12 protein-coding genes are annotated in these 13,804 nt (G+C 60.6%); 3 read left to right on the forward strand and 9 right to left on the reverse strand.

Annotated features, from left to right (window positions below; translation table 11 throughout):
* Positions 1–207 precede the first annotated feature (207 nt).
* Entirely contained in the window at positions 208–600 is a 393-nt protein-coding gene (rpsI, locus tag PCOSP_RS24015) for a 30S ribosomal protein S9 (protein ID WP_003228056.1), read from the reverse strand.
* Positions 601–614: 14 nt separating this feature from the next.
* Positions 615–1,043 carry a 50S ribosomal protein L13 gene (rplM, locus tag PCOSP_RS24020; RefSeq protein WP_024781110.1) on the reverse strand — a complete coding sequence of 143 codons (429 nt, stop codon included), beginning with the start codon at positions 1,041–1,043 and terminating at the stop codon, positions 615–617.
* Between the two features lie 246 nt (positions 1,044–1,289).
* Here rplM and PCOSP_RS24025 point away from each other — a divergent pair, with 246 nt between their 5' ends.
* On the forward strand, positions 1,290–2,330 hold the full coding sequence (locus tag PCOSP_RS24025; protein WP_139644891.1) for an NADP(H)-dependent aldo-keto reductase: 1,041 nt from the start codon (positions 1,290–1,292) through the stop codon (positions 2,328–2,330).
* A 177-nt stretch (positions 2,331–2,507) separates the two neighbouring features.
* On the opposite strand, the gene PCOSP_RS24030 is transcribed toward PCOSP_RS24025, so the two are convergent.
* A complete protein-coding gene (locus tag PCOSP_RS24030) occupies positions 2,508–3,644 on the reverse strand; it encodes an acyl-CoA dehydrogenase family protein (protein ID WP_464709654.1) in 1,137 nt (378 codons plus the stop codon).
* A gap of 243 nt (positions 3,645–3,887) precedes the next feature.
* Here PCOSP_RS24030 and PCOSP_RS24035 point away from each other — a divergent pair, with 243 nt between their 5' ends.
* Entirely contained in the window at positions 3,888–4,784 is an 897-nt protein-coding gene (locus tag PCOSP_RS24035; protein WP_173668656.1) for a GlxA family transcriptional regulator, read from the forward strand.
* A gap of 180 nt (positions 4,785–4,964) precedes the next feature.
* Here the strand turns inward: PCOSP_RS24035 and zapE are convergent, their stop codons facing one another.
* The 3 genes from zapE to PCOSP_RS24050 form a co-directional block, all read right to left on the reverse strand.
* Positions 4,965–6,059: a cell division protein ZapE gene (gene zapE / locus PCOSP_RS24040; protein WP_139644885.1), complete on the reverse strand. Its 1,095-nt coding sequence runs from the start codon at positions 6,057–6,059 to the stop codon at positions 4,965–4,967.
* 102 nt (positions 6,060–6,161) lie between these two features.
* Positions 6,162–7,517: a tryptophan--tRNA ligase gene (locus tag PCOSP_RS24045; protein ID WP_464709656.1), complete on the reverse strand. Its 1,356-nt coding sequence runs from the start codon at positions 7,515–7,517 to the stop codon at positions 6,162–6,164.
* A 24-nt stretch (positions 7,518–7,541) separates the two neighbouring features.
* Complete coding sequence (locus PCOSP_RS24050) at positions 7,542–8,177, reverse strand: alpha/beta hydrolase (RefSeq protein WP_139644882.1); 636 nt, start codon at positions 8,175–8,177, stop codon at positions 7,542–7,544.
* Positions 8,178–8,319: 142 nt separating this feature from the next.
* Between PCOSP_RS24050 and PCOSP_RS24055 the strand changes: the two genes are divergently transcribed.
* A complete protein-coding gene (locus tag PCOSP_RS24055; protein WP_024778106.1) occupies positions 8,320–8,754 on the forward strand; it encodes a Z-ring associated ZapG family protein in 435 nt (144 codons plus the stop codon).
* 90 nt (positions 8,755–8,844) lie between these two features.
* On the opposite strand, the gene PCOSP_RS24060 is transcribed toward PCOSP_RS24055, so the two are convergent.
* From PCOSP_RS24060 to PCOSP_RS24070, 3 genes are all read right to left on the reverse strand, one after another.
* Positions 8,845–9,345: a methylated-DNA--[protein]-cysteine S-methyltransferase gene (locus PCOSP_RS24060; protein ID WP_175363466.1), complete on the reverse strand. Its 501-nt coding sequence runs from the start codon at positions 9,343–9,345 to the stop codon at positions 8,845–8,847.
* A gap of 55 nt (positions 9,346–9,400) precedes the next feature.
* Positions 9,401–12,136 (reverse strand): LuxR C-terminal-related transcriptional regulator, encoded by a 2,736-nt coding sequence (locus PCOSP_RS24065; RefSeq protein ID WP_464709658.1) that lies wholly within the window; start codon positions 12,134–12,136, stop codon positions 9,401–9,403.
* A gap of 295 nt (positions 12,137–12,431) precedes the next feature.
* The gene (locus PCOSP_RS24070) at positions 12,432–13,796 is read right to left on the reverse strand and encodes a DUF1329 domain-containing protein (protein ID WP_139644877.1); all 1,365 of its coding nucleotides are present in this window, start codon (positions 13,794–13,796) and stop codon (positions 12,432–12,434) included.
* Positions 13,797–13,804: the final 8 nt, after the last annotated feature.

Below are 13,804 nucleotides of genomic sequence, written 5' to 3' on the forward strand. Positions count from 1 at the left end.
GTAAAAATCTGAACTTATAAAAATTTTGCCGAATGGTAATGAAAACCCCCAATTCTGACAAGGTAATTACCAAGCGGCCCTACCGCCAAGCCTTGTAGTATAGGGGCTCTACGAATGTGGCAAGTTGTCACAGAGCAATTATTTCGCCCATAAAAAAACGCCCAGCTCCGTGAGGAAACTGGGCGCCTTTTGAAAGCGGAAGCGAAATTAACGCTTCGAGTACTGCGGACGCTTACGCGCTTTACGCAGACCGACTTTCTTACGTTCAACTTCGCGAGCGTCGCGAGTCACGAAGCCAGCTTTGCGCAGGGCGCTACGCAGGGTTTCGTCGTAGTCCATCAGAGCGCGAGTGATACCGTGGCGGATTGCGCCAGCTTGACCACTTACACCACCACCGATAACGGTGACGTAGATGTCGAATTTTTCGACGGTCTCGGTCAGTTCCAGCGGCTGACGAACTACCATGCGGGCAGTTTCGCGGCCGAAGAAGTTATCCAGGGAGCGGTTGTTGATGGAGATGTTACCAGTGCCCGGACGCAGGAAAACGCGTGCGGTTGCAGTCTTGCGACGGCCAGTGCCGTAATTTTGAGTCGCCGACATAATGAACTATTCCGTTAAAACTTCAGTTCTTGGGGCTGCTGAGCAGTATGAGGGTGAGCAGCGCCCGCATAAACCTTCAGCTTACGATACATGTCGCGACCCAGTGGGTTCTTAGGCAGCATGCCTTTAACCGCGGTCTCGATCACGCGCTCAGGGGCTTTGGCGATCAGCTTTTCAAAGTTGATCGACTTGATGCCGCCCGGAAAACCGGAGTGGGAGTAGTACATTTTGTCAGTGGTTTTAGCGCCAGTAACACGTACTTGCTCAGCGTTGATCACGACGATGTAGTCACCGGTGTCAACGTGAGGGGTGTACTCAGGCTTGTGCTTGCCACGCAGACGGCTCGCGATTTCGGTGGCCAGACGACCCAGGGTCTGACCAGCAGCGTCGACGACGAACCAGTCGCGCTGTACTGTTTCCGGTTTAGCAGTAAAAGTTTTCATTCTTTATAGCCTCAGGGGCCGCCCTGTAAATTAGACGGCGGATCTTACTGAATAGTGCGTACTTTGACAAGTCAAAGGCAGCCGGATACAGACGCTTTCGGGGGCTCGGGTCGGCGCGTCCGTTCAACGGCAAGATTCTTCGGCGGCGGCGCATCACTTCCACTGCAGAAAGAGGTGCGCAATTATGCAGATTGCGAAAAATATTTCAACCTGCTTTTATGATTGTTTTGCCCAAGGAGCCCCCCGATGGACTATCGCCAGCTAGGCCGTACCGATCTGAACGTGAGCGCCCTGTGCCTCGGAACCATGACCTGGGGTGAGCAGAACAGCGAGGCCGAGGCTTTCGCCCAGATCGAACGCGCCAAGGGTGCCGGCATCAATTTCATCGACACCGCCGAGATGTACCCGGTCCCGCCCAAGGCCGAGACCTATGCCACCACCGAGCGCTACATCGGCAACTATTTCAAGAGCCGTGGCGACCGTGCCGACTGGATCCTGGCGAGCAAGATCGCCGGCCCCGGCAACACCATCGATTACATCCGCGACAAAAACCTCAAGCACAACCGCCGCCACATCGTCGAAGCGCTGGACGCCAGCCTCAAGCGCCTGCAGACCGACTGGATCGATCTCTACCAGTTGCACTGGCCGGAACGCAGCACCAACTTCTTCGGGCAGTTGGGCTACAAGCACAAAGCCGATGAAGAATTCACCCCACTGGAGGAAACCCTCGAGGCCCTCGACGAACAGGTCCGTGCCGGCAAGATCCGCCACATCGGCCTGTCCAACGAGACGCCGTGGGGCACCATGAAATTCCTCGCCCTGGCCGAAGCCCGTGGCTGGCCGCGAGCGGTGTCGATCCAGAATCCGTACAACCTGCTCAACCGCAGCTTCGAGATCGGCCTGGCGGAAGTCGCCCTTCGCGAACAGTGCGGGCTGCTGGCCTACTCGCCGCTGGCGTTCGGCTTCCTGTCGGGTAAATATGAAGGCGGCGCACGGCCGGCCAAGGGCCGCCTGACGCTCTACAGCCGCTTCATGCGCTACTTCAATCCACAGTCGGAAGCGGCATGCAGCCGTTATGTGGCGCTGGCCCGTGAACATGGCCTGGACCCGGCACAGATGGCCCTGGCGTTCGTCACGCAACAACCGTTCGTGACCAGCAACATCATCGGCGCCACCACCCTTGAACAACTGGACAGCAACATCGCCAGCTTCGATCTGAAGCTGTCGGACGAAGTGCTGGCGGGGATCGAGGCGATCCACAGGGATCAGCCGAATCCTGCTCCTTGATTGACCCGTAGACCCAATCGCGAGCAGGCTCGCTCCCACAAGGGTTGCTGATCATTCCCACGCTCTGCGTGGGAATGCATCCGGTGACGCTCCGCGTCACCAGAGCGGAACGCAGAGCGTCCCTGGCGGCGTTTCCACGCAGAGCGTGGGAACGATCACCCCAAGAGCACAACGCAATCAAAGCGACCGCGCAATGATCTCCTTCATGATTTCATTGGTCCCCGCATAGATCCGCTGCACCCGCGCATCCGCCCACGCCCGGGCAATCGGGTACTCCCACATGAAACCGTAGCCGCCATGCAACTGCACGCATTCGTCGAGCACCTTGCATTGCAGGTCCGTGCCCCAGTACTTGGCCATCGCCGCCGTCGGCACGTCGAGCGTGCCTTGCAGGTGCAGCTCCAGGCAGCGGTCGACGAAGACCCGGCCGATCTGGATCTCGGTGGCCATTTCCGCCAGTTTGAAGCGGGTATTCTGGAACTCCGCGATGGATTTGCCGAAGGCCTTGCGATCGCGGGTGTAGTCCAGCGTCCATTGCAGCGCCGCCTCGGCCGAGGCCAGGCCACCAATCGCGACGGTCAGGCGTTCCTGGGGCAACTCCTGCATCAGATAGGCAAACCCCATTCCGGCCTGCCCGAGCAGGTTTTCCTTCGGCACGCGGACATCCTGGAAGAACAACTCCGACGTGTCCTGGGCCTTCATTCCGACTTTCTCCAGGCGCTTGCCCTTCTCGAAACCCGGCGTGCCCGCTTCCACCAGAAACAGACTGGTGCCCTTGGCACCGGCTTTCGGATCGGTCTTGGCGACCACGATCACCAGGTCGGCGAGAAAGCCATTGGTGATGAAGGTCTTCGAACCGTTGATGACGTATTCATCACCGTCCAGTACCGCCGTGGTTTTCACCCCTTGCAGGTCGGAACCGGCGCCGGGTTCGGTCATGGCGATGGCCGTGACCATTTCGCCGGAAACCAGCTTCGGCAGGTATTTCTGCTTCAACGCTTCGCTGCCGTAATGCAGGATGTACGGCGCAACGATATCGGAATGCAGTGAGAAGCCGATGCCTGTCAGCCCCAGGCGGCCGATCTCCTCTATCACCACCGTACTGTAGAGAAAGTCCGCGTCGAGCCCGCCATAGGCTTGCGGCAGGTGCGAACACAGCATCCCCGCCTCCCCGGCCTTGTTCCAGAGCTGGCGATCGACACGACCCTGTTTTTCCCACTGGCTGTGGTAGGGCACGGCCTCCTTTTCCAGGAACGTTCGCACGCTGTCGCGAAACAATTCGTGCTCGGGACTGAACAGGGTTCTGGGGATCATGGCGCACCTTTGGTTATGGTTGGAGGGGGTCATCCGATGAGCCTAAGCCCGGGATGTACCATAGGACACTGGACACATCCGACAAAAAATAAGACGATCCAGCCGTCTGGTGACCACTTTCCCCTATAAAAACAAGATGAAATTATGTCTATGCACCCCTCCACGCCCTTGCGGCGCGTCAGCATCCTGGCAGTCGACCGGGTTTTCGCTTTCACCCTCATGCAGGCCAAGGATTTCTTCCACCTGGCCAGCCTGCGCTACGGCAAGCAACTGGGCCAAGGCCTGACACCGGCGTTTGAAATCCGACTGGTCAGCCCTGACGGCAAACCGGTGAACAGCTTCAGCGAAGTGATCATGCCGGTGGATGGCGGCCTGGAAAACACCGATGTGATTATCCTGCCGGCGTTCTGGGATGACTTCCCCACCCTTTGCCAACGCTATCCCCAGGTCCTGCCCTGGCTGCGGGAACAGCACGCTCGCGGCGCCGTACTGTGCGGCGAGGCCACTGGCGTGTTCTGGCTTGCCGAGGCCGGGCTGCTCGATGGCAAGGAAGCCACCACCTACTGGCGCTTCTTCAACGCCTTCAGGGAGCGTTTTCCCCAGGTGCATCTGAACCAGGACAAACACCTGACCGACGCCGACAACCTGTTCTGCGCCGGTGGCACGACCTCGGTGTGCGATCTCTACATCTACCTCATCGAGCGCTTCTGCGGCGCCAACGTGGCCCAGGCCGTGGCGCGGGACATCCTGTATGAAGTGCAGCGCAATTATTCGCCGGGCAGGATCGGTTTCGGCGGGCAGAAACTCCATCAGGACGTGATCATCCTGCAGATCCAGCACTGGCTCGAAGAACACTTCGCCGACAAGTTCCGTTTCGAAGACGTCGCCCGGGAACATGGCATGAGCATTCGCAATTTCATGCGCCGCTTCCAGACCGCCACTGGCGACAAACCGTTGCATTACCTGCAACGGCTGCGCATCGAAACCGCAAAGGGCCTGCTCTCCGGGAGCCGCAAGAGCATCAAGACCATCAGCTACGAAGTGGGCTACGACGACGCGAGCTTCTTCGCGCGGCTGTTCCGGCAGCACACGGACCTGTCGCCGAACCAGTACCGGCAGCAATTTCAGCAGGCGGCGTAAGGCTTCGGAGCCCACTACCCCATGTGGGAGCGAGCCTGCTCGCGATGACGGCAGCACATTCAGAATCGTAGCAAGCTGACCCACCGCCATCGCGAGCAGGCTCGCTCCCACAGGGTTATGCGGTGGATCAGCCATAAAAAAGGCCTGCAATCGCAGGCCCTTTGTGCTTTCCGAATCAGCCTAAGGCTTATGCGCCCGCGACAGGAACTCGTGGGACTGCATTTCCAGCAGGCGACTCAGGGTCCGCTGGAATTCGAACGTCAGGCGACCACCGGTGTAGAGGTCCTTGAGTTCGACTTCGGCCGAGATGATCAGCTTCACGTTACGGTCGTAGAACTCGTCCACCATATTGATGAAGCGACGGGCGATGTCGTCGGTGGTGACGCTCATCTGCTCGACGCCGCTGAGCAGTACGGCGTGGAAGATCTTGCCCAGCTCGATGTAGTCGTTCTGGCTGCGAGGGCCGTCGCACAGCTCACGGAAATCGAACCAGGCCACATCGTCACAGGTGCGGACTGCGCGGATCTCGCGATTCTCGATCATCAGCACATCGTTCTCGACCGCCTGGGTGCATTCTGGCGTCAGGGCGCGGAAACTCTTGCGCAGGCTTTCTTCGGCAGCGGCGTCCAGTGGGTAATGGAACAGCTCCGCCTGTTCGAGATGGCGCAAACGATAGTCGACGCCGCTGTCGACGTTGACGATTTCGGTGTGTTCCTTGATCAACGCGATGGCCGGCAGGAAGCGCGCCCGTTGCAGACCGTCCTTGTACAAGCCGTCCGGCACGATGTTCGACGTGGCGACCAGGGTCACGCCGTTCCTGAACAGCTCTTCCATCAAGGTGCCGAGGATCATGGCATCGGTGATGTCGGACACGAAGAACTCATCGAAGCAGATCACCCGCGTTTCATTGGAGAAACGTTTGGCGATGATGGTCAATGGGTTCTTCTCGCCACCCAGGGTCTTCATCTCTTCGTGCACACGCTTCATGAAGCGGTGGAAGTGCGTGCGGGTCTTTTCCTTGAACGGCAGCGCCTCGAAGAAGGTGTCCACCAGGTAGGTCTTGCCACGGCCCACGCCACCCCAGAAGTACAGGCCCTTGACCGGTGCCAGTTCCTTCTTGCCGAACAGTTTTCCCAACAAGCCCGGCTTGTTGTTCGACGCGGCGATCAGGTCGTCGTACAGGCGCTGCAAATGCCGCACCGCCGTTTCCTGGGCTGCGTCGTGGAAGAACTCCGGGCGTTTCAGATCAGCTTGATATCGTTCTAGGGGCGTCATATTCGTTAGCAAGGCAACAAAAACGGGCCGTCACTGTAGCGACGGCCCGTAAGAATGGCAATCGGCCCTTATGCAGGACCGATGGTCGGATGATGCTTTGGATCAATCCTGCGCGGGGGTCAGCGCGACGCGCAGCGCATCGATGGCCGCATCCCGCACAGCTTCGTCGGCAAAAGCCGGGCTGTCCGCCACGCATTCGCCTTCGAGCCAGACGCTGAAGCCCGCCGCCTCGCTGCGTACGTCCAGTGGCTGGCCGGCTTGCAGTTGCTTGGTCACCTGGCCCGCGGTCTTGCCATCGGCAAAATGGCGAGACAGCAACAGTTGTTCGCCGTCGGCAGCCAGCAGGCGGAAGCGGAAACTGCCGTCGTCTTCGCGAAAGCTGACGAAACGCGCCGCCTTGGTGGCTTTTTTCTTCGTGTTGGCCGCCACTTGGACCTGGCTGACGAACGAACGCAGGCCAACGGCTTCACGCAGTTCGTTAAGGAACGGCGTCGCCACGGCCCGGGCTTTTTTCGCGCCCAGTTGCAGGATGTCTTCAAGGTCCGCCGGACGTTCGATCAACTGGTGATAACGCTCGCGGGACTCACCCAGTTCGCTGTCGAGCAATTGGAACAGACGATTCTTCGCTTCGCCCCAACCCATGCCCTGCAACAGCTCGTTGCGGAACTCGGTTGACTGGGCCGGGGTGGCAAAGGCCTGGAACAGCGTGAACAGGTGCGAGTTGTCCGGATCCTTCGCTTCACCCGGGGCGCGGGAGTCGGTGACGATTCGCGAGATCGCGTCCTTCATCTCCTTGGCGCTGCTGAACAGCGGGATGGTGTTGTCGTAGCTCTTGGACATCTTGCGGCCATCGAGCCCGGGCAGCGTGGCGACGCTTTCTTCGATCAGCGCCTCGGGCATGGTGAAAAACTCCTTGCCCTGGCCAAACAGGTGGTTGAAGCGCTGGCCAATGTCCCGAGCCATCTCCACGTGCTGGATCTGATCGCGACCGACCGGCACCTTGTGGGCGTTGAACATCAGGATGTCAGCGGCCATCAGCACCGGGTAGCTGTACAGACCCATGGTGATGCCGGCGTCCGGGTCTTCGCCGGTCTCGACATTCTTGTCCACCGAGGCCTTGTAGGCATGGGCGCGATTGAGCAGGCCCTTGGCGGCGACACAGGTCAGCAGCCAGGTCAGTTCCGGGATCTCGGGGATATCGGACTGGCGATAAAAGGTCACGCGATCCACATCCAGGCCGCCGGCCAGCCAGGTCGCAGCGATTTCCAGGCGCGAGCGCTGAATGCGCAGCGGGTCATCGCATTTGATCAGGGCGTGGTAGTCGGCCAGGAAGTAGAACGAATCGGCATTGCTGTCGCGGCTGGCGAGAATCGCCGGGCGGATGGCGCCAGCATAGTTGCCCAGGTGCGGGGTGCCGGTGGTGGTGATGCCGGTCAGGATACGGGTACGAGTCGTCATGAATTATCGCTTGTCAGACTGCTGTCAATTCGAAAGGCGCGGCAGGAGCAGATCCTTGAGATCGGTCAGCTTGCCATGAAAAAAGTGCCCGCATTCTGCCACTTTCAGTAGCTCATGGGGGCGTTGGAGCGCGTCGGACCAATCGTAGACCAGTTGGGGATCGACGACTTCATCATTTTCTGGCTGGATCACCGTCAACGCGCCGCTCTTCGCCAAAGGCGACTGCTCGTCCAGGCGCATCACCGCCGGAGCCACCATGAACAGGTGCTTGAGCGATTGCCCCTGGGCTTCGAGCCGTCCACCCAGGCTGGCAGCGACGAAGCCGCCGAAGGAAAAACCGAAGAGGCTCAAGGGCAGTTGCGGGTGTTTTTCCCGCAGCCATGCGGCGACGGCCTGGGCGTCGTCCACTTCACCGGTCCCCATGTCATGGCTACCGGCACTGGCGCCGACACCGCGATAATTGAAACGCAATGTGACCAGGCCGGCATCCCGGGCAGTGCGCTGCAGGGTCGAAACCACTTTATTGAGCATGGTCCCGCCCTGCACCGGGTTCGGGTGGCAGATCAACGCCAGGCCACGGGGCGCCTCGCTGTCGAGGTACAACGCTTCCAGTTGGCCCACCGGGCCGTCGATGACTACAGGGGTTTCGCGTATAAGCAAGGGAAAGAACTCCGTGACCCCGGATAGGGTCGACTCGTCTAGCTAAAAGTCTGTGCCTGGCATGATTGCGATGTTCTTCGCGGTATACAGCGCAGGTCCGAGCCGTTAACGTAAAGCAAAGCCGTTTATAGAGGAAGGACTCGTGGAACACTCGCTCTTAGTTTGGTTGTTGCCGACTCTTGCCCTGGTTGCCGGTGTCGCCATTGGATTCCTGCTTGCCCGACTGCTGCCCAACGCAGTGCCCAACAGCACGCAACGTCAGCTGGACGACATTCAGGAACGTTTCGACAGTTATCAGAATGAGGTGGTGACCCACTTCAACGCCACCGCTTCTCTGGTGAAGAAACTCACCCAGAGCTATCAGGATGTTCAGGATCATTTGTCCGAGGGTGCCAACCGCCTGGCCCTGGACGAACAGACTCGCCAGCGCCTGCTGGCCGCCCTGCACGCCGACTCGGCGCAGGCACCACGGGAACGCCTGACTCCGCCAAGGGATCAGGAACCACCTAGGGACTACGCCCCCAAGGCACCGAATTCGCCCGGCATGCTCGATGAGCATTACGGTTTGAAGAAGTAAGCTGCAAGCCACACCAGAAGCCCGCCCGATCCTGTGATCGGGCGGGCTTTTTCATGGGCGCAGGTTTTCCGGTGGGGCTGTCCGTTGAGGTCAGAACGCCAATTGAAGGCTCTGCTGACCTTCGAGGCTGAGCAGCCATTGCTTGGCAGCCAGCCCACCGGCGAAACCGGTGAGGCTGCCGGAGGTGCCGATGACACGATGGCAGGGAGCGATGATCGAGATGGGGTTACGACCGTTGGCTGCGCCCACCGCCCGAACAGCAGTCGGCTGACCGATCTGGATGGCGATGTCGCGGTAACTGCGGGTCTCACCGAAGGGAATGGTCAGCAGTGCCTGCCAGACCCGTCTCTGGAAGTCCGTGCCGACAAAGTCCAGCTCCAGCTCGAAACGGCGCCGTTGGCCGGCGAAGTATTCCATCAGTTGACGCTCGGTTTCCTCGAGCATCGGGTGATGAATGTCTTCTTCCAAGGGGCCCAGGCGCACACGGTTGAGTCGCTCGTTTTCCCACAGGATCGCGGCCAGTCTTGCGCCTCGGGCGACGAGGATCAATTGGCCGACCGGGGATGGGATGGTTTTGTACCGGGGTAACATCGAGTCATTCCTTTACTGGCTGGCTTCTGTGGCAGGTTGCTTTGCGCAGCTGGACTCAGCCCAACAACCCCAGCTCCTTGGCCCTCGCCACAGCCTGGGTGCGACGTTCCACGCCAAGCTTGCTGTTGATATGACTGGCATGGGTCTTGACCGTATGCAACGAAATGAACAGCTGCTCGCTGATTTCCTGGTTGGAACAGCCCTGGGCAATCAGTTGCAGCACCGCCCGTTCGCGGCTGCTGAGGCTTTCGACAGGTGCCGGGGAGTCGGCCGGTTGCGTCGACGTCGGCAGGCGTTCGAGCAGATTCTGGCACAAGGGACTGGGGGGTGCGTGCAGCAGCTGCTCGCGCAGCCATTCACGATGTTCGTCGCCCAGCAGCCATTCGAACGGTTGCAGCACTCCGCCACCGGCGGCTTCAAAAGCCTGAGCCAGGGCATTGCGGGCCGCCGGTTCGCGGCCGACACTCAGCAACAAGGCGACTTTCTGGTTGAGGGCCATCACGCTGAGCATCTGCCGGCCGGTTTGCTGGCCGTGTTCAAGCAAGGCGTTGAGCCGCCCTTCAGCCAGCATCGGTTGACCGCGAACGGACTCCAGCAGTGCCTGTTGCAGCTCGATATGCAGCGGCAATTGCGGGTGGAACTCTGGCGGCGCCGCGGCCTGCTCCCCGGTATAGGTCCGCCCCAGCCGCGCCAGCCAGGCTTCGGCCAGCTCGGTGCGGCCCTGGGCCAGCCAGAGCTCGCATTTGACCAGTGTGATCATCGCCAGGTAGTAGATCGGCGGAACATCCCAGATATGCATCAGGCGCTCGGCTTCAGCCAGTTCGGCAAAGGCCCTGGCGAACTCGCCACTGTTGCCTTCGATACGGGCGATCACGCAATGACCGAGCAGCACGCTGATGTCGCGGCAGGCCCGTGCTTCGGTAAGACCGGCCTGCAACCGCGCCAGTCCGGCCTGGGGCTGCATGCGCAAAGTCAGCAGGAAACCCTCGTACAGGATCAACCGCGCCCGTACCGCATAAAGCCGTTGGGGCGAAAGTTTGTGCAAGCGTTGCAGGCCCTGGCGCACTTCATCCAGCGCCCGCAGGATCTCTCCCCGCGCCTGCAGGACCCGGGCGCGATCGTAATGAGCCAAGGCTTCGAACAAGGGGTTGCCGACCCGCTGTGCCAGTTCCAGGGAGTCGCGGTTCAAACCACGGGCGCGCCACAGGTCACCGTCGGCAATCGCCAGGTTCGACAACGTGGACAGGCACATCAGGCGTTGGCCGTAGCGTTTTTGCGGCAGGCTTTCCAGGGCTTCGGTGCAATAACGCACCGTGGCTGCACGATCCCCACGGCCACGAGCGACGATCCCGCTCAGGGCCAACCATTGGGCAAGCATGGATTTTTGCGCGGTGGCCGACGGTGCCGGCAGGAAGCGGCTCAGGTGGGCGGCCAGTTCTTCGGCGGCGTCCAGTTGACAGGCCAGCCCCAGCGCCCAGCTGTAGAGCACAATCAGCCTCGGGGTACTGATGAGCAGGCTGTCGGGCAGGTCCATCTTCCAGCGCAGCAACATGCCGACGTTCTGCTCGGCCAGCAGTTGTTCCTCCGAGAGGGTCTGCACCAGGTTCGCCGCCACATCCAGGTGCCCGGCCCGCAGCGCCTGCTCCACGGCTTCGTCGATCAGCCCCTGGGCGTTGAACCAGCGACAGGCACGCAAATGCAGGGTCGCGGCCGGCACCATGGCGGGTGCGCTGGGGCGGCTGCGCAACAGATCGGAAAACAAATGGTGGTAGCGATACCAGTGACCGTGTTCGTCCAGGGGCACCAGGAACACCTGATGGGCCGCCAGATATTGCAGGATCTCGGCGCTGTCATGGGCTTCGCGCACGGCATCGCACAGTTCGCTGCAAAAGCGATCCTGTGGCGCGGTGTCGTAGAGAAACGCCTGCACCTCGGCGGGCAGGCAGTCGATGACTTCTTCGAGCAGATAATCGCGGATCAGCCCTTCCCCACCGTGCAGCGTCTGTGGCAGCCCGCCCTCGGAACCGGCTTCGGAGGCGGCCAGCAACCAGAAACGCAGCCCGGCCACCCAGCCTTCGCTGCGCTGGATAAGGTTTTCCAACGCTTCACCGCGCAACGAGATGCTGTGATGCTCGAGCAGTGTCAGGGCTTCGCCATGGGTCAGGCGCAGGTCCTGCTCGTTCAGTTCGAGCAATTGCCGCGACAGGCGCAGGCGCGCCAGATGCCAGTTCGGTCGCTGGCGGCTGGTGACCAGTACCAGCAAACCATCAGGCAAGTGATTGAGGAAAAACTGCAGGCAACGATCCAGTACGGGGCCTTGGGCCAGGTGATAATCGTCGAGCACCAACAGCAAGGGGTTGCGAAGCGTCAGGTGACTGGTCAGTTCATCCAGCAGGCCATCGAGCCATTCTTCGAACGCGAAGGGCTGGTGGCGCTGGCGCATCTTCAGTAGCCCCGCTGCGCGGCCGCCCAGCTGTGGAAAGAGTGCCTGGAGCCCTTCGAGCAGCCGCTCCAGAAAACGTCCCGGATCATTGTCCCTGGTGTTGAGCCCCAACCAGAGGCTTTGCCAATGGACCGGCAGGCTCTGGCAGAACTCCACCGCGAGGGAGCTTTTGCCGAACCCCGCCGGCGCACTAACCAACAGCAATCGGCCGCCGAGCCCCGCACTTAAACGCTCGCACAACCGCGGCCGCACGACGTGCCCGTCGGGCAGAGGCGGTCGATAGAAGCGCCCGTCCTGTACCGCAAAGGCTGCGCGGGCAGAATCCGGAAGTGAAGACAAATCAGTCATGGCCGGCTCTTGTTTAGATGCAGGTGGCGGCGTTGTAGATGTCCGCAGACTAGCCGTAAACGAAGAGGTATTGAAGGGAGTGCTACAAATGGCTACAAAAAGACTACAAATCGACATCTCCTGACGACACATCCCATGGGAGCAAGGCTTGCTCGCGATGAAGGCGCCTCGGTTCCAGGGCAAACCGCGTTAACTCCATCGCGGGCAAGCCTTGCTCCCACATTCAGGCCAAAAAACAAACGCCCCGAACCAGTCGGGGCGTTTATCCGAGGATGCGGCCTCGGGGTAAAGCGGTTTAGCGGATACCGTCCTGGCGCAGCGCGTTCGGTGTGAAGTCTGCGGTGGTAGCGGTGAAGCCGAAATCGTAGGCCGATTTCTCTTCGTTCTTCATGCCCAGAGCCAGGTAGCGGCCGGACTGCAGGTCGTAGAGGGTTTCCAGGGCGTACCACGGCACTTGCTTGTCGTAGTAGTTCTCGGCATGGGCCTCGGCAACTCGCCACAGTTGGCCACGACCGTCGTAGTGATCGATCACCGCCGCCTGCCAGGTATCTTCGTCGATGAAGAAATCGCGCTTGGCGTAGATGTGGCGCTGGCCTTCCTTCAGGGTCGCGGTGACATGCCAGACACGACGCAGCTCGTAACGCGCCAGGTCCTGGTTGATGTGGCCGGCCTTGAGGATGTCGGCGTACTTGAGTTGTGGCGAGTCGATCTTGTAGCTGTTGGCGGCGATATACAGCTCTTTCTTGCCTTCCAACTTCCAGTCGTAGCGATCCGGCGCACCGTTGTACATGTCCAGGTTGTCGGAGGTACGCAGGCCATCGGCGGCGGTACCCGGACCATCATAGGAGACCTGTGGCGCACGACGTACCCGACGCTGGCCGGCGTTGTAGACCCAGGCCGAGCGCGGTTCCTTCACCTGGTCGAGGGTTTCGTGCACCAGCAACACGCCACCGGCCAGGCGTGCCGGCGCGGTCACTTGCTGTTTGAAGTAGAACAGGATGTTGCCAGGGTTGGCCGGATCGAAATCCTTCATCTTGTCGCGGAACACGAACTGATCACGGAAATACACCAGGCTATAGGAGCCGTTGGCTTGCGGCGTGGCCTGGGTCACCAGGCGCGTCACGCTGCCGCCACGGTAGCGGGTGATGTGGTTCCAGATCACTTCGACGCCGCTCTGGGGAATCGGGAACGGTATGGCGGTCTCGAAGTTTTCCAGGCCGTTGCCGCCGGATACCAGCTTGGTGTTGACCGCGTTCTTCTTGATGGACGCGAACACTTCATCCGGCACGGTGGCGCCACGATGGGTCGGATAGACCGGCATCTTGAAGGTTTCCGGGTAGCGCTTGAACATCGCGTACTGACCCGGCGCGAGCTTGTCCTTGTACTGCTCGACGTTCTGCGCGGTGATGGTGAACAGCGGTTTCTCGCTGGCATACGGGTCGGCGAGGAACCCTTTGCTGTCCACGCTACCGGCATTCTTGGCCATGGGCTTCCAGGCGGAAATCGAACCGTCGGCATTACCGGCCATCTCGGCGCCCATCGGCGTCAGGCTCTTGCCCAGTTTGTCGGCCTCGCCCGCAGGCACCGCGGCCATGACGCTGGCCGCCAGCAGGGACAATCCCAGTGCGCCGACCTGCAACAGACTCTTTGTTATTTTCATCGTGTGTC

This window comes from Pseudomonas sp. MAFF 730105 (assembly GCF_055380705.1).

Bases quoted from the DNA above. Each gene is read 5' to 3' on its own strand.
- rpsI (WP_003228056.1), bottom strand. From the start codon at position 600: ATGTCGGCGACTCAAAATTACGGCACTGGCCGTCGCAAGACTGCAACC.
- rplM (WP_024781110.1), bottom strand. From the start codon at position 1,043: ATGAAAACTTTTACTGCTAAACCGGAAACAGTACAGCGCGACTGGTTC.
- PCOSP_RS24025 (WP_139644891.1), top strand. From the start codon at position 1,290: ATGGACTATCGCCAGCTAGGCCGTACCGATCTGAACGTGAGCGCCCTG.
- PCOSP_RS24030 (WP_464709654.1), bottom strand. From the start codon at position 3,644: ATGATCCCCAGAACCCTGTTCAGTCCCGAGCACGAATTGTTTCGCGAC.
- zapE (WP_139644885.1), bottom strand. From the start codon at position 6,059: ATGACGCCCCTAGAACGATATCAAGCTGATCTGAAACGCCCGGAGTTC.
- PCOSP_RS24045 (WP_464709656.1), bottom strand. From the start codon at position 7,517: ATGACGACTCGTACCCGTATCCTGACCGGCATCACCACCACCGGCACC.
- PCOSP_RS24060 (WP_175363466.1), bottom strand. From the start codon at position 9,345: ATGTTACCCCGGTACAAAACCATCCCATCCCCGGTCGGCCAATTGATC.
- PCOSP_RS24065 (WP_464709658.1), bottom strand. From the start codon at position 12,136: ATGACTGATTTGTCTTCACTTCCGGATTCTGCCCGCGCAGCCTTTGCG.
- PCOSP_RS24070 (WP_139644877.1), bottom strand. From the start codon at position 13,796: ATGAAAATAACAAAGAGTCTGTTGCAGGTCGGCGCACTGGGATTGTCC.